17 protein-coding genes are annotated in these 18,582 nt (G+C 71.9%); 7 read left to right on the top strand and 10 right to left on the bottom strand.

Going from position 1 to position 18,582, the window contains the following annotated elements; all coding sequences use genetic code 11:
• Nucleotides 1-119: 119 nt before the first annotated feature.
• From ACWD26_RS28285 to ACWD26_RS28270, 4 genes are all read right to left on the bottom strand, one after another.
• Complete coding sequence (locus ACWD26_RS28285; RefSeq protein WP_451274765.1) at nucleotides 120-290, bottom strand: hypothetical protein; 171 nt, start codon at nucleotides 288-290, stop codon at nucleotides 120-122.
• Nucleotides 291-394: 104 nt separating this feature from the next.
• Entirely contained in the window at nucleotides 395-1,279 is an 885-nt protein-coding gene (locus ACWD26_RS28280) for an SDR family oxidoreductase (RefSeq protein WP_451274764.1), read from the bottom strand.
• Nucleotides 1,280-1,575: 296 nt separating this feature from the next.
• Nucleotides 1,576-2,235, bottom strand: a complete 660-nt coding sequence (locus tag ACWD26_RS28275) for a GAF and ANTAR domain-containing protein (protein ID WP_451274771.1) — start codon at nucleotides 2,233-2,235, stop codon at nucleotides 1,576-1,578.
• A gap of 189 nt (nucleotides 2,236-2,424) precedes the next feature.
• Nucleotides 2,425-3,333 (bottom strand): SDR family oxidoreductase, encoded by a 909-nt coding sequence (locus ACWD26_RS28270; protein WP_451274763.1) that lies wholly within the window; start codon nucleotides 3,331-3,333, stop codon nucleotides 2,425-2,427.
• A gap of 187 nt (nucleotides 3,334-3,520) precedes the next feature.
• On the opposite strand from ACWD26_RS28270, the gene ACWD26_RS28265 reads away from it, so the two are divergent.
• Nucleotides 3,521-4,678 carry an aromatic acid exporter family protein gene (locus ACWD26_RS28265; protein WP_451274762.1) on the top strand — a complete coding sequence of 386 codons (1,158 nt, stop codon included), beginning with the start codon at nucleotides 3,521-3,523 and terminating at the stop codon, nucleotides 4,676-4,678.
• Nucleotides 4,679-4,843: 165 nt separating this feature from the next.
• Here ACWD26_RS28265 and ACWD26_RS28260 read toward each other — a convergent pair whose 3' ends face one another.
• The 3 genes from ACWD26_RS28260 to ACWD26_RS28250 all read right to left on the bottom strand — a co-directional run bounded on the left by ACWD26_RS28260 (nucleotide 4,844) and on the right by ACWD26_RS28250 (nucleotide 8,238).
• On the bottom strand, nucleotides 4,844-5,968 hold the full coding sequence (locus ACWD26_RS28260; RefSeq protein ID WP_451274761.1) for a PP2C family protein-serine/threonine phosphatase: 1,125 nt from the start codon (nucleotides 5,966-5,968) through the stop codon (nucleotides 4,844-4,846).
• A 300-nt stretch (nucleotides 5,969-6,268) separates the two neighbouring features.
• Nucleotides 6,269-7,306, bottom strand: a complete 1,038-nt coding sequence (locus ACWD26_RS28255; RefSeq protein WP_451274770.1) for a zinc-dependent alcohol dehydrogenase — start codon at nucleotides 7,304-7,306, stop codon at nucleotides 6,269-6,271.
• Nucleotides 7,307-7,413: 107 nt separating this feature from the next.
• Nucleotides 7,414-8,238, bottom strand: coding sequence for an IclR family transcriptional regulator (locus ACWD26_RS28250; protein WP_451274760.1), 825 nt, complete (start codon nucleotides 8,236-8,238; stop codon nucleotides 7,414-7,416).
• 48 nt (nucleotides 8,239-8,286) lie between these two features.
• Between ACWD26_RS28250 and ACWD26_RS28245 the strand changes: the two genes are divergently transcribed.
• The 3 genes from ACWD26_RS28245 (at nucleotide 8,287) to ACWD26_RS28235 (ending at nucleotide 12,201) form a co-directional block, all read left to right on the top strand.
• Nucleotides 8,287-9,999, top strand: coding sequence for an IlvD/Edd family dehydratase (locus tag ACWD26_RS28245; protein WP_451274759.1), 1,713 nt, complete (start codon nucleotides 8,287-8,289; stop codon nucleotides 9,997-9,999).
• Between the two features lie 99 nt (nucleotides 10,000-10,098).
• A complete protein-coding gene (locus ACWD26_RS28240; RefSeq protein ID WP_451274758.1) occupies nucleotides 10,099-10,479 on the top strand; it encodes a BlaI/MecI/CopY family transcriptional regulator in 381 nt (126 codons plus the stop codon).
• Nucleotides 10,480-10,815: 336 nt separating this feature from the next.
• The gene (locus ACWD26_RS28235) at nucleotides 10,816-12,201 is read left to right on the top strand and encodes an LCP family protein (RefSeq protein WP_451274757.1); all 1,386 of its coding nucleotides are present in this window, start codon (nucleotides 10,816-10,818) and stop codon (nucleotides 12,199-12,201) included.
• Between the two features lie 83 nt (nucleotides 12,202-12,284).
• On the opposite strand, the gene ACWD26_RS28230 is transcribed toward ACWD26_RS28235, so the two are convergent.
• Nucleotides 12,285-13,175 carry a DUF4394 domain-containing protein gene (locus ACWD26_RS28230; RefSeq protein ID WP_451274756.1) on the bottom strand — a complete coding sequence of 297 codons (891 nt, stop codon included), beginning with the start codon at nucleotides 13,173-13,175 and terminating at the stop codon, nucleotides 12,285-12,287.
• Nucleotides 13,176-13,508: 333 nt separating this feature from the next.
• Between ACWD26_RS28230 and ACWD26_RS28225 the strand changes: the two genes are divergently transcribed.
• The 3 genes from ACWD26_RS28225 (at nucleotide 13,509) to ACWD26_RS28215 (ending at nucleotide 17,063) form a co-directional block, all read left to right on the top strand.
• Entirely contained in the window at nucleotides 13,509-14,753 is a 1,245-nt protein-coding gene (locus ACWD26_RS28225; RefSeq protein WP_451274755.1) for a PucR family transcriptional regulator, read from the top strand.
• On the top strand, nucleotides 14,744-15,442 hold the full coding sequence (locus ACWD26_RS28220; RefSeq protein ID WP_451274754.1) for a phosphoribosylanthranilate isomerase: 699 nt from the start codon (nucleotides 14,744-14,746) through the stop codon (nucleotides 15,440-15,442). The genes ACWD26_RS28225 and ACWD26_RS28220 overlap by 10 nt, the downstream gene beginning before the upstream one ends.
• Nucleotides 15,443-15,602: 160 nt before the next feature.
• Nucleotides 15,603-17,063, top strand: a complete 1,461-nt coding sequence (locus tag ACWD26_RS28215; protein WP_451274753.1) for a cytochrome P450 — start codon at nucleotides 15,603-15,605, stop codon at nucleotides 17,061-17,063.
• A gap of 119 nt (nucleotides 17,064-17,182) precedes the next feature.
• On the opposite strand, the gene ACWD26_RS28210 is transcribed toward ACWD26_RS28215, so the two are convergent.
• A complete protein-coding gene (locus tag ACWD26_RS28210) occupies nucleotides 17,183-17,491 on the bottom strand; it encodes a hypothetical protein (RefSeq protein ID WP_451274752.1) in 309 nt (102 codons plus the stop codon).
• 90 nt (nucleotides 17,492-17,581) lie between these two features.
• A complete protein-coding gene (locus ACWD26_RS28205) occupies nucleotides 17,582-18,487 on the bottom strand; it encodes an amidohydrolase family protein (protein ID WP_451274751.1) in 906 nt (301 codons plus the stop codon).
• Nucleotides 18,488-18,582 lie beyond the last annotated feature (95 nt).

Below are 18,582 nucleotides of genomic sequence, written 5' to 3'. Positions count from 1 at the left end.
GGTGCCCGTGTTGATGTCGATGCTGGTGATGTAGGTGTTGCCGTCGCCGACGGGGCTGCCGTCGCCGGGGTACGCGTCACCCGTCAGGAAGTACAACGTGGATCTCCGCGGATCGAGAGTCAGTCGTCACCCCTGACGATGTTCGAATCCGCCTCGGCCTCCGCCGTACGGGTGCCGTCCCGGTCCGCGAGGGCGGGAAGGCACAGGCGCACACTCTTCCCGGGCCGACGCCGGGCCTTGGCCCAGCCGCTCTCGCGGACGACGAGCTTCTCGACGGTGTGCGTGCTCACGACGCCTCATCCTCTTTCCGAACCCGACTGGCTTCTTCGTGTGCGCCCACGGGTTCCCAGCGGCGGAGCGCCCAAACGGCCAAGATTCCGCTCGCGCCCGCCCGTCACGGCAGGGGAGTGCCGCCCGTGGCGTTGAGGATCTCCGCCGTGACGAAGCTCGCCCGGTCGGAGGCGAGGAACACATAGGCGGGTGCCATCTCGGCAGGCTGCGCGGGCCGGCCGAGCGGCGCCTGCTTGCCGAACTCCTTCGTGTCCGGGAGCGTCGCCGGGATCAGCGGCGTCCACACGGGCCCCGGCGCCACCGCGTTCACCCGGATCCCGTCCGAGGCGACCATCTGCGCCAGCCCCTGGGTGAACGTGACGATCGCGCCCTTGGTCATGGCGTAGTCGAGGAGGTGCGGACTGGGCTTGTACGCCTGCACGGACGTGGTGTTGATGATCGACCCGCCCGCCGGGATGTGCGGCAGGGCCATCCGGCACAGCCAGAACATGCCGTAGAGGTTCGTCCGCACGACCCGGTCGAACTGCTCCGTCGAGATCGCCTCGATGCCGTCGGACTGCGCCATCTGGTAGGCGGCGTTGTTGATCAGTACGTCGATACGGCCGAACTCGGCGACCGCCCGCTCGACCAGCGCACGGCACTGCTCCTCGTCGCGTACGTCGCAGGGCACGGCGATCGCCTTGCGCCCCGCGTCCTCGACGAGCCGGGCCGTCTCCCGGGCGTCCTCGGCTTCCTCCGGCAGATGGGTGAACAGGACGTCCGCGCCCTCCCGGGCGTACGCCAGGGCCACCGCACGGCCGATCCCGGAGTCCCCGCCGGTCAGAACCGCCTTGCGGTCCTTCAGCAGCCCGCTGCCACGGTAGGAGTCCTCCCCGTGGTCGGGCGGCGGGTCCATGGGACCGGTCCAGCCGGGATGCTCCTGGTCCTGCTGCGGAAAGTCCGGCCGGGGATGCCGCTCGACCGGGTTCTGCCGCTCGTCGTCGCTCATGAGTACGGTCCTTCGTCACGTGGGGGCATTGAGGGGGAGCGGACCTCCCTGGGACGCGCTCCGGGTACCCGCGCCGATCTGCTTCAACGCGGTATTCCCTCGCCGGCCGGCAGCGGCCTCGGCGACCGCGGGGCCGTGGGGCCGTGTGTCGGGATGAGGAGGTGTGGGGAGGTGTGGGGAGGCCGGGCGGGGGGACTTGGTGGGCAGGCCGGGTTCGGCGGCGATCCCCTGGGGGCCGGTCCGGCCAGGCTTCTCTGGTTCTGACAGCGTGCCGGAGGAGCCGTTGCCCGAAGCCGTCAGAGGCCGCCCTGCTCGCAGACGCGGCGGGCCACCTCGCGGAGCTTGATGTTGTTCTCCTGCGAGAAGCGGCGCAGTACGGCGAACGCCTCCTCCTCGGTGAGGTGGTGGCTGCCCATGAGGATGCCCATGGCCTCGCCGATCACATGGCGGGTGGCGACGGCCCGCTCCATCTGGGCGTGGGTGCGGGCACTGGAGAAGGCGACCGCCGCGTGGGAGGCGAGCAGCCAGCCGGCCAGCTCGCTGACCTCGGTGAACGCGCCGGGCTCGGGGGAGTAGAGGTTCAGGGCGCCGAGGTCCTCGTCCTCCGTGAACAGCAGGAAGCCCATCATGCTGCCCACGCCGAGGCGGCGGGCCCGCGGGGCGTAGGCGGGCCAGCGCGGCGGCTCCTCGGAGAGATCGGCGATACGGAAGACCCGCTCGCCCTGTGAGCTGACGGCCGCGTCGAAGCACGGCCCTTCCCCCAGCCGCTCCTGCAGCTGGTCGCTGTCGACGACCAACTGGTGGGTCGGGGCCAGCGTCTCCACCTTCCTGCCCTGCAGCACGAGAATGCCCGCCGCGGCACAGCCGTCCACCAGTTCGGTGGCCGAGGCCGTGATCCGCTCCAGCGTGGCCTCGACCGAACGCTGTGCCAGGAGATCCCGCGCCAGGGACGCCATCTGCTGTGCGAACCGATCCCAGTCCACACCGTCCTCCGCTTCACACCGTCCGGACATGGCTGATACCCAGCCTCGCACGCGAGCGCCGTGGAGGCGGCCGCTGCGGTCGCCTCCACGACGCCGGGGCGATGCGTCCGCCGCCGCCGTCCTCCTGACGCACGGAGCCCTTCGCCGTGGGGCGGGAAAAGGTCATCGCGTGTCGACGATGCCGCCGGTCACGGCGATGACCTCGCCGACCGTGTAGCTGGAGTCGGCGTCGGAGGCGAGATAGACGTACGTCGGCGCGATCTCCTCCGGCTGGGCGGCACGGCCCAGGGGCGCCTCGGTGCCGATGTGGGCCAGTCCCTCGGGCGGCATGTGCTGGTCCGCCTCGTTGAGCGGTGTCCACGTCGGGCCCGGGGCCACCACGTTGGCGCGGACACCGCGCTGGGCCAGGTGCGGGGCGATGGACTTCGTCAGGGTGATCAGCGCGGCCTTGGACGCCGCGTAGTCGATCATCGTCGTACTGCCCTTGAGGGCCTCTTCCGTCGCGGTGGCGATGACGGCGTCCCCCGGTTCGAAATGCGGCAGCGCGGCCATGACCAGGTGGAAGTAGGCGTAGATGTTGGTCTTGAACGTCCGGTCGAAGTCGTCGGCCGTCAGCTGCTCCAGTTCGAGCTTGCTGTTGAGGTAGGCCGCGTTGCTCACCAGGATGTTCAGCCCACCGAGCCGGGCCACGGTCTGCTCGACCGCCTCGCGGCAGAACGCCGGGTCCTTGAGGTCGCCGGGCAGCAGCAGACACCGTCGGCCCTCCTCCTCCTCCACCTCCTGCCGCACCTGCTCCGCGTCGACGCGCTCGTCCGGCAGATGGACGACGGCGACATCGGCGCCCTCCCGGGCGTAGAGCAGGGCGACCGCCCGTCCGATGCCGGAATCCCCACCCGTGATCAGTGCGACCTTGTCCCGCAGTTTTCCGGCCGCGCGGTACCGCTCCGCCCGGTAGCGCGGCGCGGTGCGCATGTCGGCCTCCAGGCCGGGCCGCCGCTGTTTGTCGGAGTCGTAGGGCGGGGTGGGCTCGGCGGCGACCTGCGGAACGGCCTGTTCGTGCTTGGACTGCAAGGTGTGCCTTTCGCCGGTGCTGGCCACGACGGGGCACGCCGGTGCGTGCCGTGCCGTGCTTGCACGCCTTCGCGTGCCCACCATGACGGCGGCCACGCCCTGCTCCTCGACGCGTCCCGACGTTCGTCCGCCGTGAAATCGCCGCCGACGAGGTGCGTCTCGCCCGCTCCGTGGCACTTGGTGCGTCATGGAGTGGACTGGCAGGGCGCTACGGGCGGTACGGCGACGCGGTGGAGCCGTCGTGCGGACGGTGCGATGGGCGTGGGCGGGGCCGGGCCGTGAGCGGGATCTGATGGCGCAGGCCGGCAAGGCGGCGCTGGCGGCCTGGGTGGCGTGGGCGGTCGCGGGCTGGTGGCTGGCGGCTCCGATGGCGTTCGTGGCGCCCTGGGTCGCGGTCGTCCTGGTGGAGTCCACGGTGTACCGGTCCGTGGCGCACGGGCTGCAGCAGGTCGCGGCGATCGCGGTGGGCACGGTGGTGGCGACGGCGGTCGCGCTGATGCTGGACAACACGATGGTGACGATGGCCCTGGTCCTGCCGACGGTGCTGCTGCTGGGGCAGTGGCAGCGCCTGGGCAGCCAGGGCGTCTACGCCGCCACCGGCGCGCTCTTCGTGCTCACCAGCGGTCAGGTCACCCTCGCCGCGTCGGCCGCCCGTGTCGCCGAGGCGGTGTTCGGCGCGGTGGTCGGCGTCGCGGTCAACGCGCTGATCCGGCCACCGGTGTATCTGCGCGACACCCGCGCCGCGCTGGCGGACGCCGCCCGTGAGGCCCAGGAGATCCTGGACTCGGTGGCCGACGGGCTGGCCGCCGGTGAGTGGGACGCGCATCAGGCCGGCGGCTGGCACGAGCGCGCACTGCGTCTGGGCCGCCTGGTCGACCAGGCCCGCTCGGCGATCGGCTGGAGCCGGGAGAGCATGCGCGTCAACCCCCGGGGCCGCCGCAAGCACGCTCTCGCCCCGCCCGGCAAGGCGTACGCCGACGCCCTGGCCGTGCTCGACTACGTCGCCGTCCACACCGCGGGTGTGACGCGGACGGTGTGGGAGACCACGGACCACGGCGGGCAGGCGGCCCGGCCTGCCGCGGCCATCGCCCACCCCTACGCGGACTTCCTGCGCCACACCGCACGCGCCATCCGCCTCTACAGTGAGACGCGCTTCACCCCGGACAACCATGACGACACCGCTGCCAAGGCGTTGCGTGAAGCCGTAGGCGAGCTCAACCGCACACTCGAGGAGTTCCGCCGACGGCTGCCGGGCGCCGTCGCGGACGACCCCGACGCGCTGCTGACCTACGGAACGCTGCTGGCCCAGGCCCACCGCCTGGCCGGACAGCTGGTCCAGGACTGACACCGCGGCCGGCGGCCGGGCCGGGGACAGGTTCCGTCGGGCGACTTGAAGAAGCCTTCCCGTCGACTACACACGTTCGTCAACCGGGGGTGCGGAAACGATCTGGGACACACAGGCGTCGACCCGTGCACGTCCCGTTTCGCAGAAATCCTTTTCGGTACCGGTTCAGAGACGTGGTGACCGGCGGACCGTCAGGACGGCGACGTCGTCGTGCCGGCCGCCGCTGCCCGCGTAGGCGCGGGCGTCCTCGTACAAAGCCTGGGGCAGGGCGGTGGGGGAGAGGTCGAGGTGCTTGGCCAGGCGTTCGTCGACCGGGTAGAACGTGCCGTCGGCGGCGCGGGTCTCGGTGAGGCCGTCGGTGCTCAGCAGCAGCGTCGCGCCGTCCGGGAACGGGAACCAGCCCACGGTCGTGGGCTCCAGGGCCAGTTCGGCGAGACCGAGCGGGACACCTGAGTCCAGCGTGGCCGTGGTGACCGTTCCCTCGTGCAGCACGTGCGGCAGGACGTGCCCGCAGTTCACGGCCTGCGCTTCCTCGCTGTCCGCGTCGACGCCGACGACGAGGGCGGTGACGAAGCGTTCGTCGTCGCCGGTGTTCTCGGCGTAGGAGTTGTGGCGGACGACGGCGGCGTCCAGGGCGTCGACGAGCGCGGTGAGCGTGGGCTCGCGGTGGGCCGCCTCGCGGAAGGCACCGATGACGGCGAACGCCGCGCCCACCGCGGCCAGTCCCTTGCCCTGTACGTCCCCGATCAGTACCCGGGTCCCCCAGGGCGAGGCGACGACGTCGTAGATGTCGCCGCCGACGAGCCGGTCCTCGTGGAGGGGCTCGTAGACACCGTTGACCAGGACGTCGTCGGTGAGCAGGGGGAGGGGGTGCAGGATGTGCCGCTGCATGGCCGCGGCCGTGGAGCGCAGCCGCAGCATCTCGTGCTCGCGCCTGATCCGCCGGTGGCAGGCGTACACCGAGGCCACGCCCAGCGTGAGGGTGAGCAGGACCAGCAGAAGCCGGTCGAGCCAGTGGTCCGCGGCGATGTTCCGCACCACCGCGGTGGCCGTCACGAAGAGGGTGGTCCACGCGGCGACGAACGCCGTCTGCCGGACGGTGCACAGCGCCGACGCCGTCCCCGGTAGGAACACCAGCAGCCCGAGAAGCCACACCTCGGACCCGGACAGCACCCCGAGCGCCTCGACCAGCGCCGTCACCGCCAGCACCCCGAGGACCAGCTGGGCGTCGCCCGGCGGCTCGATGGCCTCGATGGCCTCGACGGGTCTCTTCCGGCGGCTGCGGGCCATGCGAACTCCTGGACGGATCGTGATCTCCCCGTACGGTAAGCCGCGCCCCGCCACGTGCGGGAACCGCCCCGCCGAACCGGCCTTCCGAGGGCTCACGGGGCCGATCATGCGTGGGCCTCACGGGGCCGATCATGCGTGGGCCTCACGGAACCGACCGTGCGTGGGCTTCACGGAGCTGACGTGCCAGGGGTCGCCGAGCTGCCCGTGCGTAGGGCCGCCGAGCCCCCGTGCGTAGGGCGCCGCCCAGCCGACCGTGCGAAAAGCCGCCCGGCCGGTGCTTCTGTCAGGGCGGGTCGGCGCTCACGGGGCCGCTGTGCTCGCCCGGCCCAGTCGGGGGTCGACGTGGATCTTCGGGCCGGGGCCGGCGCCGGCCGGGCGTTCGCCGGCGAGTACGGGGCCCACCTCGTCGAGGCCCACCGTGGCCGCGACGAGCGGTCTGGGGTCGACCGCGCCGCCGGCGTACGCGCGGATGGTGGCGTCGAGGCCCGGGGAGGCGGACAGGACGCCGACGGCCGTGACGTCCTTCAGGACGAGCGCGCGCGTGTCGATCCGGCTGGGTTCACCGGCCAGCCCGATGTAGACGACGCGTCCGCCCGGCTCCACCCACTCCAGTGCCCTGCCCGGCAGATGGACGGCGTTCGTGGCGTCGACGACGGCGTCGAAGGGGAGGTCCGGGACGGAGTCCTCCGTCCACGTGTGCGGGAAGCCCAGGCCGCGGGCGAAGGCGAGCGAGCTGTCGGTCTGCCCCATGAGGTGGACCTCGGCACCGGCGGCGCGGAGGAACAGGGCGACCAGGAGCCCGATCGTCCCGGGCCCCAGCACCAGCGCACGGTCCCCGGACCGGACCTCGGTGGCCCGCGCGGCGCGCAGCGCGTTGCCGCCCGGCTCCACGAGCGCACCGAGCACGGCGTCCACGGAGTCGGGCAGGGCGTGCAACGAGGAGGCCGGTACGGCGAGGCGCTCAGCCAGCGCGCCCGCCTGGCCTCCGCGTATGCCGACCTCCCGGCGCCGCTCGCACACATGCTGGTCGCCCCGCAGGCAGCGGCGGCAGCCGCCGCAGCCGAGCATCGTGTCGCCCATGACCCGGCGGCCGGCCCAGCCCGGGTCGACACCGTCGCCGACCGCCGACACCCGGCCCGCCCACTCGTGACCGAGCCGCATCGGGTAGGAGGAGTAACCCTGGTGGAGATAGGCCATCGCGCCGGTGAAGAACTCCATGTCGGTGCCGCACACCCCGACCCGCTCGACGTCGACGACGACCTCAGCGGGGCCCGCCACCGGCACGGGGACGTCCTGGACCTCGTACGCACCGGGGGCGGTGAGGACGAACGCGCGCATGAGGTTCACGGATCTGTCTCCAGGAGAGGGTCAGGGGCCTTGGTAGGGGTTTCAACGGGTCAGAAGGCTCGCGCGGTGCGGCTCACCGAGCGGGCCGAGGAGCGCTTTCAGCGGTGCGGCTCACCGAGCGGGCCGAGGAGCGCGCGGATCTCGTCCAGTGCGTCCACCAGGGTCGCGAGGGGCGTGCGGTAGGCCAGCGCGCTGACGCTGACGGCTCCGGAGGGTGTCGTCGGGGAGGTGAGGAACACGGGCAGGGCGAGGCAGTTGACGCCGGTCTCGTTCTCCTGGTCGTCGACGCCGTAGCCCCGGGCGCGGGTGGCCTCCAGCTCGCGGTGGAGGTCGGCGGCCGTGCACAGCGTCCGTGGCGTACGGCGCTCCAGGGGCGATTCGCCGGTCCGTGCCTCGACCTCCGCCAGGGTGCCCGACTGCCCGCTGAGCAGCAGCTTTCCCACGGCGGTCGCGTGGGCGGGGTTGCGCCCGCCGATGGTCGAGGTCAGCCGGACGGCGCCGGCGGGCGGGTCGACCTTGGCGCGGTAGACGACCTCATGGCCGTCGAGCACCGCGTAGTGCGCGGTCTCGCCGAACCGGTGGGCCAGCGCTTCGAGTACGGGGCGGACGCGGACGTGCTCCGGCCGCGCCTCGTGGTGGGCGAAGGCCATGCGCAGGAACTCGTCGCCGAGTCCGTAGCGGCCACGGGCGTCCTGGTCGGCGAGCCCGGCCCGGCGGAGCGCGCCGAGCGCCCGGTGCACGGTCGGCTTGGGGCTGCCGATCACCCGGGTCAGCTTCTCCAGCCCCACCCCGTCGGGATACCGCGCCAGCTCCTTGAGCACCGCCAGCACCCGGTCCGAGCCCACGAGCCGGTTGCTCCCGGCGCTCGTCGGCCCGTCCTCACCGAGGTCTGTCGGTCCCTCGTACGCCTGCGTATGCTTCATCGCGTTCCAGACTGTAGACCGCCGTACCGAATGTCGGAAGGGCTCAGGGTGACGCTCCGCAGTGCGCAGTGGTACGAGGGACAGGACCGCAACGCCTACATCCACCGGGCGTGGATGCGGCGGGGCGTACCGGGTGACGCCTTCACCGGCCGGCCGCAGATCGCCATCGCCAACACCGCCTCGGACCTGACGCCCTGCAACGCGCATCTGGACGAGGTGGCCGCGTCGGTCCGCAACGGGGTGTACGAGGCGGGCGGCATCCCGCTGGACCTGCCGGTGGTGTCGCTGGGCGAGACGAACGTGCGGCCCACCGCGATGCTCTGGCGGAACATGGCGGCGATGGCCACGGAGGAGATGCTGCGGGCCAACCCCATCGACGGCGTCGTGCTCCTCGGCGGCTGCGACAAGACGATCCCCTCACTGCTCATGGCCGCCGCCTCGGTGGACCTCCCCGCGGTCGTGGTCCCCGGCGGCCCGATGCTCAACGGCACCTTCCGCGGCGGCCTGCTGGGCTGCGGCACCGGGGTGTGGCAGCTGTCGGAGGAGGTCCGGGCGGGCACGCTCTCCCAGGAGCAGTTCACCCGCTCGGAGTCGGCGATGATCCGCAGCCGCGGGCACTGCAACACGATGGGGACGGCGTCGACGATGGCGCTGGTGGCGGAGGCCCTGGGCACGGTGATCCCCGGTGTGGCGGGCACGCCCGCCCCCGACAGCCGGCTGCTGGAGGCCGCGCACCACACCGGCCGGCTGGCCGTGGACCTGGTGGGCGCCGACCGGCGGCCGGGCACCTTCCTGACCGAGGCGTCCTTCCACAACGCGATCGTGGCGCTGGCCGCGATCGGCGGTTCCACCAACGCGGTCGTCCACCTCCTGGCCATCGCCGGCCGCCTCGGCATCGACCTCACCCTCGACGACTTCGACCGCGTCGGCTCCCGGGTACCGGTCCTCGTGGACCTCCAGCCGGCCGGGCGTTTCCTCATGGAGGACTTCCACCGCGCCGGGGGACTCCTCGCCGTCCTGCGCGAGGTGCGCGATCTGCTGGACCCCGACGCGCTGACCGTCACCGGCAAGCCGCTGGTCGACCATCTCGACGAGGCCACCGTCTGGGACGCCGAGGTCATCCGCCCGCGCGCCGCGCCGCTGGTCGCCGAGGGCGGCATCGCCGTCCTGCGCGGCAACCTCGCTCCCGACGGCGCGCTCATCAAGCCGGCCGCCGCCTCCCCGCACCTGTTGCGCCACCGCGGCCGGGCCGTCGTCTTCGACTCCGTCGAGGACTTCCACGCCCGTGTCGACGACCCCGACCTGGACGTCGACGCCGACTCCGTCCTCGTGCTGCGCGGCTGCGGCCCCAAGGGCTACCCCGGCATGCCCGAGGTCTCCAACATGCCCCTGCCGAGGAAGCTCCTCGAACAGGGCGTGCGCGACATGGTCCGCGTCTGCGACGGCCGGATGAGCGGCACGGCGTACGGCACCGTCGTCCTGCACGTCGCCCCCGAGGCGGCGGCAGGCGGTCCCCTCGCCCTGGTGCGCACCGGCGACTTCATCACCCTCGACGTCGAGGCCCGCCGCATCGACGTCGACGTACCCGCCGACGAACTCGCCCGCCGGGAGCCGAACCGGGCCACGGTCGACGGCTTCGCCGCTCCCCGACGCGGCTGGGAACGCCTCTACGTCGACCACGTCCTCCAGGCCGACACGGGCGCCGACCTCGACTTCCTCGTCGGCTCCAGCGGTTCCGACGTGAGCCGCGAATCCCACTGACCCGCTCCTTTTCGCCGACGCTCCTTCTACGATCCTGTAGAGAACAGGCGTCCATGTGAGGGACCGCGCCTGTGATCAGGGCAGCGGAGAGGGGGCAGCGTGACGGACCAGCAGCGTCCCCGGCGGCGGGGGCAGGGGGAGCTGGAGGCGCTCGTCCTGTCCGCGTTGCGTGAGGCGGACGGCCCGCGGAGTGCGGGGTGGGTGCAGGAGCGGCTGGGCGGGGGCCTCGCCTATACGACGGTGATCACGATCCTGACCCGGCTGCTGGCCAAGGGCGCGGTGACCCGGGAGCGCGCCGGCCGCTCCTTCGTCTGGACCCCGGCCTCGGACCAGGCGGGCCTGGCCGCACACCGGATGCGCAGGGTGCTCGACGGCGAGCGCGACCGCGAGGCGGTCCTGGCCAGCTTCGTCACTTCGCTGGAGCCGGACGACGAGCGGCTGTTGCGGGAGCTGCTGGGTCGGGCGAAGGGCGAAGCGTGAGGGATGAAGGGTGAAGGGTGAAGGGAACGGCTGACGCCTCATAGGGTCTCGTCTCTCTACCGCTGGTCCCGCTCGGGGCGTGGCCGCCCGCGTGGGGTGCGGCCGGGCGCGCGGTAATTCGGCGATGTCGGCGGCCAACGCGGCCGTGACAATCCGCGTCCTCCTTTACGCGGCGATGCCGCTGTGACGGATGCGGGGGAAGGGCGTGGTGAGACGAGTGCGCCGCTCGTCCGTATATCTACATGCATGTAGAGTCCTGCGGGTCCGGTGATCACCAAGTTCCGGACGTTCAGGGGGAGTCGACCGGCCGGATGAGGCCGAGGCGGGGGAAGGCCGGTGAGTGGTACGGGAAGGCGGCGCGCGGGTGCCGGGCGCGGGGGGACGCGGCTGACGCGGCGGGGCCGGACGGTGGTCTGGCTCGCGGGCAGCGCGGCCGTGGTCGTCCTCGGGGTCGGAGGTGTCGGCGCCTGGGTCTACAAGGACCTGGACAACAACATCACGGGCGCCGACGTCGACGGCAAGCTCGGCGGGGACCGCCCGGTCAATCTCAGCCCGGGCTCCAAGAACATCATGGTCGTCGGCTCGGACAGCCGCGACGGGGCCAACGCGAAGTACGGCAGCGATCTGACCACCATGCAGTCGGACACGCTGATGGTGCTGCACGTCCCCGCCAACCGGGAGTGGGCGACCGTGGTGTCGTTCCCGCGTGACTCCTGGGTCGAGATATCGGCGTGCGACAAGGGCGACGGGAGCACCTCCAGCCCGCACCAGGCGAAGATCAACGAGGCGTTCGCCATCGGCGGCACGAGCGGCGAGGTCGCCGGCGCGGCGGCCTGCTCGATCAGGACGGTCGAGGCCAACACCGGTCTGCGCATCGACAGCTTCATGTCCGTCGACTTCCAGGGCTTCAAGGGGATGGTCGACGCCCTGGACGGCATCGAGGTCTGTCCGGAGCAGGCCATCAAGGACAAGAACGCCCTCCTCGACATGAAGGCGGGCTGCCAGACCGTCGGCGGTGAGACGGCGCTCGGTTACGTACGGACCCGTTACGCCGTGGGCGACGGCTCCGACATCGGGCGCATCGGGCGCCAGCAGGAGTTCATGGAGGCGCTGGCCGCCAAGGCCAAGTCCAAGCTGACCAGCCCGACTTCGCTCTACGACTTCCTGCAGTCCGCCACCAAGTCCCTCACCACGGACGAGGATCTCGCCGGCATCGACCCGCTCTACGATCTCGCGTCCGAACTCAAGGGCATCCCCAGCGACCGGCTCACCTTCCTGACCGTCCCCAACTACCCGCGTGAGGCCGACGTCCCCAGCGACAGGGCCAACATCGTCTGGCAGTACCCGCAGGCCGCCGACCTGTTCACCTCCCTCGCCAACGACAAGGAGGTCGACAAGAAGCGGTTGCAGGCCCAGACCAAGAACGACCTGATCTACGCGTCGACCGTGCGCGTCCAGGTCCTCAACGGCACCGGCGTCAGCGGGCGCGCCGCCGCCGTCGCCGAGAAGCTGAGCAAGGCGGGCTTCACGGTCGTCGGCACGGGCAACGCGCCCGAGAACACCGACAAGACCACGGTCACCTATCCGGCGGACCTCGCCAAGCACGCGAAGGTCCTCGCCTCCCGGCTGCCCGACGCCGGCGCGGGCCCGAGTCCGGACGCCGCCGCGGGTGTGGTGACGCTGGTCGTCGGATCGGACCTGGATCTCGAAGAGCTGAGGTGACCGGACGGGCCGTCGGCCCGTAGGAGCGGACTCGCCGCGGTCCGGTGGTGGCCGGGCCGCGGCGAGGGCGTGGCGGGAGGGGATCAGGAGCCGGTGAGGGAGATGGCCACGTCCGTGATGTTCAGGGGGAACTTGGACTTGGCGGCGTCGTTGACGAGCGTGGCCTGCCCGGTGAAGACGTTGACGCTGTAGAGGGAGGGCGTGCTCGCGCCGTAGGCGGTGAGGCTGGCGAAGGCGGCGTTGTCCACCGTCTTGCCGCCGCTCAGGGTGCTGTAGATGTCCATGCCGGCGTTGATCTGGGCGTCGAGGCCGAGGTTGCCGGTCGGGGAGAGCGTGCCGTTGTTGGCCGGGGACTGGATGACGACCTGGTCGCTGGTCGTGTTGATGTCGAACAGCGTGGTCGCGGTGGACCCGTCGAGGTCGTTGTTCGTGTAGGCGGCGGCGGAGACGCCCTTGGTCGTGCCCTCGATCGGCGGGGTGGTGAGGTTCACGTCCTGGATGGTCGTGTTGTCATTGAGGTTGTGGCGCAGGTTCTGGCCGTTGTCGCTGATCACGCGCAGCCGGTCGGCCGCCGGGTTGAAGTCGACGCCGAAGTTCGTGCCGTTCAGCGCGTACTGGAGCTGGGACACCTTGGTGACCACGACGTCCTGGGTGCCCGTCGGGATCTTGATCGTGTAGATGCCGCCCTTGTTGCCCACGCCGTACATCAGGCCGTTCTGCACCCGGAAGTCGATGCCGATCAGGCCCGTGTCGCCGCTGAGGCCGGTGACGGCCCTGACCCAGTTGAGCACGTCCGGCCGGTCGGTCCAGAACGCGGCCATCAGGGTGCCGTCACCGGTGATCCCGTAGGCGCGCAGGCTGGGGGTGGCGGCGGGGGCGGCCGAACCTGTGCCCGGCGTGCCGAGCATGAGCGCGGTCGACGTGACGATGACCGCGGCCGCCGCCGTGATTCTCTTTCTCGTGCCTGTTTTCATCGGAGTTTCCCTCCCGTTTGGGCTGACGCCATTGCGAGGCGTGTGGCTGAGGAATTCCCGTACCCGGCCCGTACCGATTACCGGAGTCATGCCGGAGCCGCGCCGGAATGACGGACGCGGCCTTCCCCCTCGGGCGTGTACGCGGTTCCCAATTAAGGCCGTTTCACGGCTCCTCCACAAGCGGAAGACGTGACGGGAACGCCCCGATGCGGGAATTTTGCGCACTGTGACAAAAGCCCTGTCGCCATACTTGCCGCCGATTTATGCGGAGTGATGAACGCCGTCCGGATCTCGACTGTCGGCCCGTTCGTCCGGAATGACATGCTCGCGTCCATGGGGAGCCTCTTCGCCGAACTGGCCCGGCAGGCGTCGACCAACGCCCGCCGGGAGGTCGAGACATACACACGTGAGATCCCGGAGTTCGAGTTCCTCGACAAGGACCCCCGGGCGCGGACCGAAACGCTGGAACACTCGATGTGGTTCCGGACCCGTACGGTCGAACTGTCGCCGGACAACAGCGAGTTGAGCGGTGACGACCTCGCCTACATCGGCTCGATGGGGGAGCTGCGGGCCGGGGCCGGAATGTCGCTCGACGCCCGGCAGCGGGTGCTGCGCGTGCACACCGCGCTGATGCTGCGCGAGATCAACGAGGCGACCGAGGCCCAGCGCGGCGGCGGCGTCGACGAACTCATGCGCATGATGACCTGGTTCGCACCGCAGGGCGAACGCGGAATCGGCGCCTACCGCCAGGGATTCGTACGCGTGCTGCGCCGCCGAATGCCCTATGCCGAGCAGGTCGCCCTGCTGACCCGGTCGTTGCTGAACGGAGATCCGATATCGACGGAACTCGCCGCGGCCGTCGACATGGCACTGCCGGATCACTGCGCGGTGACGGTGTTCCGGCTGCCGGTCCGTCCCGCCGCCGATCGCTTCCTGGAAATCGAGATCGAGACGCTGGTGAAGAGGTACCAGGTGCCGGTCATGTGGGGCCCGGACGGCGGAGACGGAAGCGGTGAGCTGATCGCTCTGGTCCCCCTCGTTTCCGGCGCCCCGGAATCGGAAGCCGCACCGCCGTACGCCGTTACCGACCTCCTGCCCGATCTCGCCCCCGACCCCGCGCCGGATCTCGTACGCGACTTCGCCCACGCCCTCGGCCGGCCCTGCGCCGTCGGCTCCGCCAACGCGCCGCTGTCCGAGGCGGCCGACGCCCTGGACCGAGCCCGGCGGATCAGCCGGGCGGCCCCGCTGCGCCGTCCCTCCGCCTGGTCGCGGCCGCACACCCTGGCGGACGTGTTCGTCGAACTCGCCGTCGCGGACGTGCCGTTCGTCGACACCTGGCTGCGCGCGCTGGCCCGCAGCCTGGAGACCGGCCCCGACCTCCTCGTCACCCTCGACGCCTACTACCGCAACGACATGCACCGTGGCGCCACCGCGACCGCCCTCAACGTCCACACCCGCACCCTGGACTACCGCCTGCGCCGGGTGCGGGAGCTCACCGGCATCGACCCGGGCTCGACACGGGGCGTGCGCACGCTCAGCGCGGTCGTCACCCGGCGCCTGTCGGGAGCATGGGGCTGAACGCGTCGGAGGCGCCGGACCGGGTGGCCGCCGTGCCGTCACCGTCGGCGATACGGCAGGCTGGGGCGGTGAGCAACGACAGGGACTCCCTCTTCATCAAGATCTGCGGTCTGAAGACCGAGCAGGACGTCGACACGGCCGTGGAGGCGGGCGCCGACGCCATCGGCTTCGTCTTCTCGGCCAGCCCGCGCCGTATCGACGCCGCCACGGCCGCACGGCTGATCCGTCGCGTACCCGAGCACGTCCTGACGGTCGGCGTCTTCCGCGAGGAACCCCTCGACGACGTACGGTCCCTGGCCACGGACTCGGGAATCCGGGCCGTCCAGCTGCACGGTCCCGAGGACCGCGCCTACTACGACGACCTGGCGACCGGCGGCTGGACCCTGATCCGCGCGGCCGCGTTCGGCGACGCCGTGCCGCGCTGCGGGGACTTCGGAGAGGACATGCTCCTCATCGACTCCCCGGTCCCCGGCTCGGGCATCGCCTGGGACTGGGCCGGCAAGCCGCTGGCCGCCGCCGGGGAGAAGTGGCTCCTCGCCGGCGGGCTCACCCCGGAGAACGTGCGGGCCGCCGTCGCCGCCACCGGCCCGTGGGGCGTCGACGTGTCCAGCGGCGTCGAACAGAGCCGAGGCGTCAAGGACCCCGCCCTCATCGCCGACTTCATCAAGGCGGCCCGCGCCGTGAACTGACGGGCCGTGCCGATGGCCTGCGCTCGGCTGTCAGTCACGGGGCTGATGCCGTGAGTGGTGAAGCCCGGCGTTCCCCCGGAAGTGACCCTACGGTAGGGTCCCCACGGTTCCGGCTACCGGCTGAAGGTGGGCCGGTACGGGGAGTGGTCGGAGGGGCGGCATGGTGAGGGAAACCCAGTCGGGTGAGGGCGTGTCCGTGGAGTTGGACGCCACGGGCCTGGACGACACGGGTCTGGAGGCGTTGTCTCCCGAGCCGCTGCTGACCCGGGACTACGAGACGCGGCCCTCGCTGGTGTACGAGCGGCTCAGGCAGCGACACGGCGCGGTGGCGCCGGTCGATCTGCTGGGCGTACCCGCCTGGCTGGTCCTGGGCTACCGCGAGGCGCTCCAGGTGCTCCAGGACGACGCCGGCTGGCCCAAGGGCCTGGAGAACTGGCGGGCCCGCACGGAGGGCCGGGTCCCGGCCGACTGGCCGCTCGGTCCGTCCCTGGAGGTCAACCACGTACTGATCCAGGGCGGCCCCGGCTACCGGACGCTGCGGACGGCGTGGGACCAGGCGCTCAGGCCGTTCCAGGATCCGCGCAGCCCCCAGGCCAAGCGGCTGAAGACGGCTGTGACCGCCTACGCCGACGAGCTGATCACCCTGATGGGGCAGGCCGGCGGCACGGGGCTGGCCGACCTGTCCGCCCAGTTCTCCCGGCCGCTGCCGCTGATGGTGGCCAGTCATCTGCTCGGTTTCCCCGGTTCCCAGGGCGACGACGCCCTGATGGACATGTGGCGGGTCCTGGACGCCGGCCCGGACGCGGGGCCCGCCCTGGAACGCCTCCTCGGCGCGCTGGCGGAGCTGGCCGAGCTGAAGCTGAAGACGCCCGGCGAGGACTTCCCCTCCTACCTGCTGGCCGCCCACCCCGACCTCTCGCTCGACGAGCTGGCCCGTGAACTGTTCATGCTGCTGGGCATGACCTCCGACCACGTCGGCATCCTCGTCTCCAACACGGTGGTCGAGGTTCTCTCGGGTGAGGACAGCGTGCGGGCCAGCCTCTCCGCCGGAATGGTCCGCGAGGCCATGAACCGGGTTGTCATGCGCAAGCCCCCGCTGGTGAACTTCGTGCCGAGGTTCGCGGCCGCGGACACCCCGCTCGGCAACTACGTGATCCGCGCGGGCGACCCGGTCTGGGTCTCCTCCGCCGCGGCGCACGCCGACCCGCTCTTCGCCGACCACGTGGCGCCGAGCACCACCGTCAGCACCCGGGCCCACCTCTCGTGGGGCGCGGGCCCCCGCCAGTGCCCGGCACGGGAACTCGCCTCGACGGTCGCGGCCGTGGGAGTGGGCCGGCTGTTCGAGCGGTTCGCCCACCTCGACCTCGCCCTCCCCGTCGACCAACTGCCCTGGCGCTCCTCGCCCTTCATGCGCGGGCTGCGCTCGCTGCCCGTACGGTACGAACTGGCGGCGACGCCGGAGCGGCCGGTGGACATCACGGCGGCGGACCCCACAGGGGCGGGGGAGCCGACCGGAGCGGTGGACGGCGAGGAGGCGGTGGTGGTGGCACCGGACCCGTCCGCCCGCCAGCGTTCCTCGCTGTGGCGCTATCTGACGGGGTTGATCCGGCCCGGTCGCTGACCGCCCTCAAGGCGCTGACCACCTCAGGGCAGCGCGGCACCGCTCCCCGAGCGTCGGGCGGCCGGCTCCCCGCGACCGCGGGGAGCCCGCCGCCGAGCTGTACGGGTCCCAGGCGACGCTCAGCCCGTCGGCTGAGCCGGCTCGGCCTGCCCGCCGCGGAACACCTCGTCGACCAGCCTCTGCTGAGTCTTCCCGAACAGCTCCGCCGCCTGCGCGTGGTCGAGCTCGGCGTCCCCGGTGGTCAGCGGGGCGGTCAGGGTCGTACCGCCGTCGGGCGTGCTGTACATCGGCGCCGCCCAGCCCCAGAAACCGCCGTTGTGGGTGAAGAGGGTGCCGCCGCCGTCCGTCTCCTGCACGAACAACCCCAGTCCGTAGCCGAGCTTGGGGTGCGGGGTGCGCATCTCCGCCAGCAGCAGCCTGCCGCTCATCAGGAGCGGAGAAGAACTTGAATTCAACGCAACGACGGTCTTGTTTCGTTGCAACCAATGGAGGTGAACGCTATGCCGACCGAGCGCTGCTCAGCAGTCCTTCCCGGTGAGCAGTCGCCGGGGATTGGTGATGCGGAAGGCGTACGCGGCGGCCCCGCCCAGGCCGAAGCCGGGCTGTTGCGGGGGCTCGGCGTAGGGCCGGTCGGAGCCCTGGACGACGGCGTTCACGCCGAGGGCGCGGACCACGGCTTCGACGGCGGTCGGGCCGTAGGAGGAGGTCTCGACGAAGACGTCCGGGTCCACTCCGGCCTCTCGCGCGTCGCCCCGGGCGGCGAAGCGCTCCCCGTGCAGCGGGGCGAGTCCGGCCAGCAGGGCGAAGCACACCCGCAGACGGGGGTGGCGAGGCCGGCCGAAGGCGCGGAAGGCGAACCACGCGGAGTGCATCTGCTGGACGTAGGGGACCATCGCGGGCCACCAGCCCGGTCCCTCGGAGCCGCCGGGTGCCGGACCGGGGTGGACGAACAAGGGGAGGCCGCGTTCTTCGAGCAGATCGAGCAGCGGGGCGCAGCGTGCATAGCCGGCCGCGTCGCCGAGGGCATCGGCCGGGAGTTGGAGGCCGACGAAGCCCCGGTCGAGGTCATGGGCCGTCGCCTCCGCGTCGACGTCCTGTACGCAGGCGGCGGCCCAGGCGCCGAACGGCTCGGGAAGAGCCGCCGCGCCCTCGTGGTAGGCGTCGAGCAGGGGGCGGGCCTCGGCCGCGGGCAGCCACTCCACGCCGATCGGGGAGGACAACGAGACGAGGGCCCGGCCGAGACCGTCGGTCGTGGCGAGTTCCGTACGGCGGGCGATGTCGTGGTCGGCGGGCGGGATCTCGTAGGGCGGCTCGCCGTCCAGGAACAGGGTCCAGCCGTCCAGGAAGGGTGGTTCGCAGCGCGACCGCAGGGCCGACACCAGCGAGGGGGTCCACAGATGCTGGTGCACGTCGCAGTTGGTCATGCCGCTCCTCCCACCAAGGCCGACGCCTCCCCGGTCGGGGCGCACGGCCTGCTGTCGTCCGGGCTGGAGACAGCTTCCCGGATCTCGCGCCGCGG

It is taken from the genome of Streptomyces sp. NPDC002787 (assembly GCF_053592095.1).
Note: the sequence above shows the minus strand (reverse complement) of the source record. Positions and strands in the feature narration are given on the sequence as shown.

Coding starts and splice junctions, on each gene's coding strand:
- ACWD26_RS28225 (WP_451274755.1), top strand. CDS start 13,509: ATGGGGAGCCTCTTCGCCGAACTGGCCCGGCAGGCGTCGACCAACGCC.
- ACWD26_RS28220 (WP_451274754.1), top strand. CDS start 14,744: ATGGGGCTGAACGCGTCGGAGGCGCCGGACCGGGTGGCCGCCGTGCCG.
- ACWD26_RS28280 (WP_451274764.1), bottom strand. CDS start 1,279: ATGAGCGACGACGAGCGGCAGAACCCGGTCGAGCGGCATCCCCGGCCG.
- ACWD26_RS28255 (WP_451274770.1), bottom strand. CDS start 7,306: ATGCGCGCGTTCGTCCTCACCGCCCCCGGTGCGTACGAGGTCCAGGAC.
- ACWD26_RS28250 (WP_451274760.1), bottom strand. CDS start 8,238: ATGAAGCATACGCAGGCGTACGAGGGACCGACAGACCTCGGTGAGGAC.
- ACWD26_RS28265 (WP_451274762.1), top strand. CDS start 3,521: ATGGAGTGGACTGGCAGGGCGCTACGGGCGGTACGGCGACGCGGTGGA.
- ACWD26_RS28275 (WP_451274771.1), bottom strand. CDS start 2,235: ATGGCGTCCCTGGCGCGGGATCTCCTGGCACAGCGTTCGGTCGAGGCC.
- ACWD26_RS28230 (WP_451274756.1), bottom strand. CDS start 13,175: ATGAAAACAGGCACGAGAAAGAGAATCACGGCGGCGGCCGCGGTCATC.
- ACWD26_RS28260 (WP_451274761.1), bottom strand. CDS start 5,968: ATGGCCCGCAGCCGCCGGAAGAGACCCGTCGAGGCCATCGAGGCCATC.
- ACWD26_RS28210 (WP_451274752.1), bottom strand. CDS start 17,491: ATGAGCGGCAGGCTGCTGCTGGCGGAGATGCGCACCCCGCACCCCAAG.
- ACWD26_RS28215 (WP_451274753.1), top strand. CDS start 15,603: ATGGTGAGGGAAACCCAGTCGGGTGAGGGCGTGTCCGTGGAGTTGGAC.
- ACWD26_RS28205 (WP_451274751.1), bottom strand. CDS start 18,487: ATGACCAACTGCGACGTGCACCAGCATCTGTGGACCCCCTCGCTGGTG.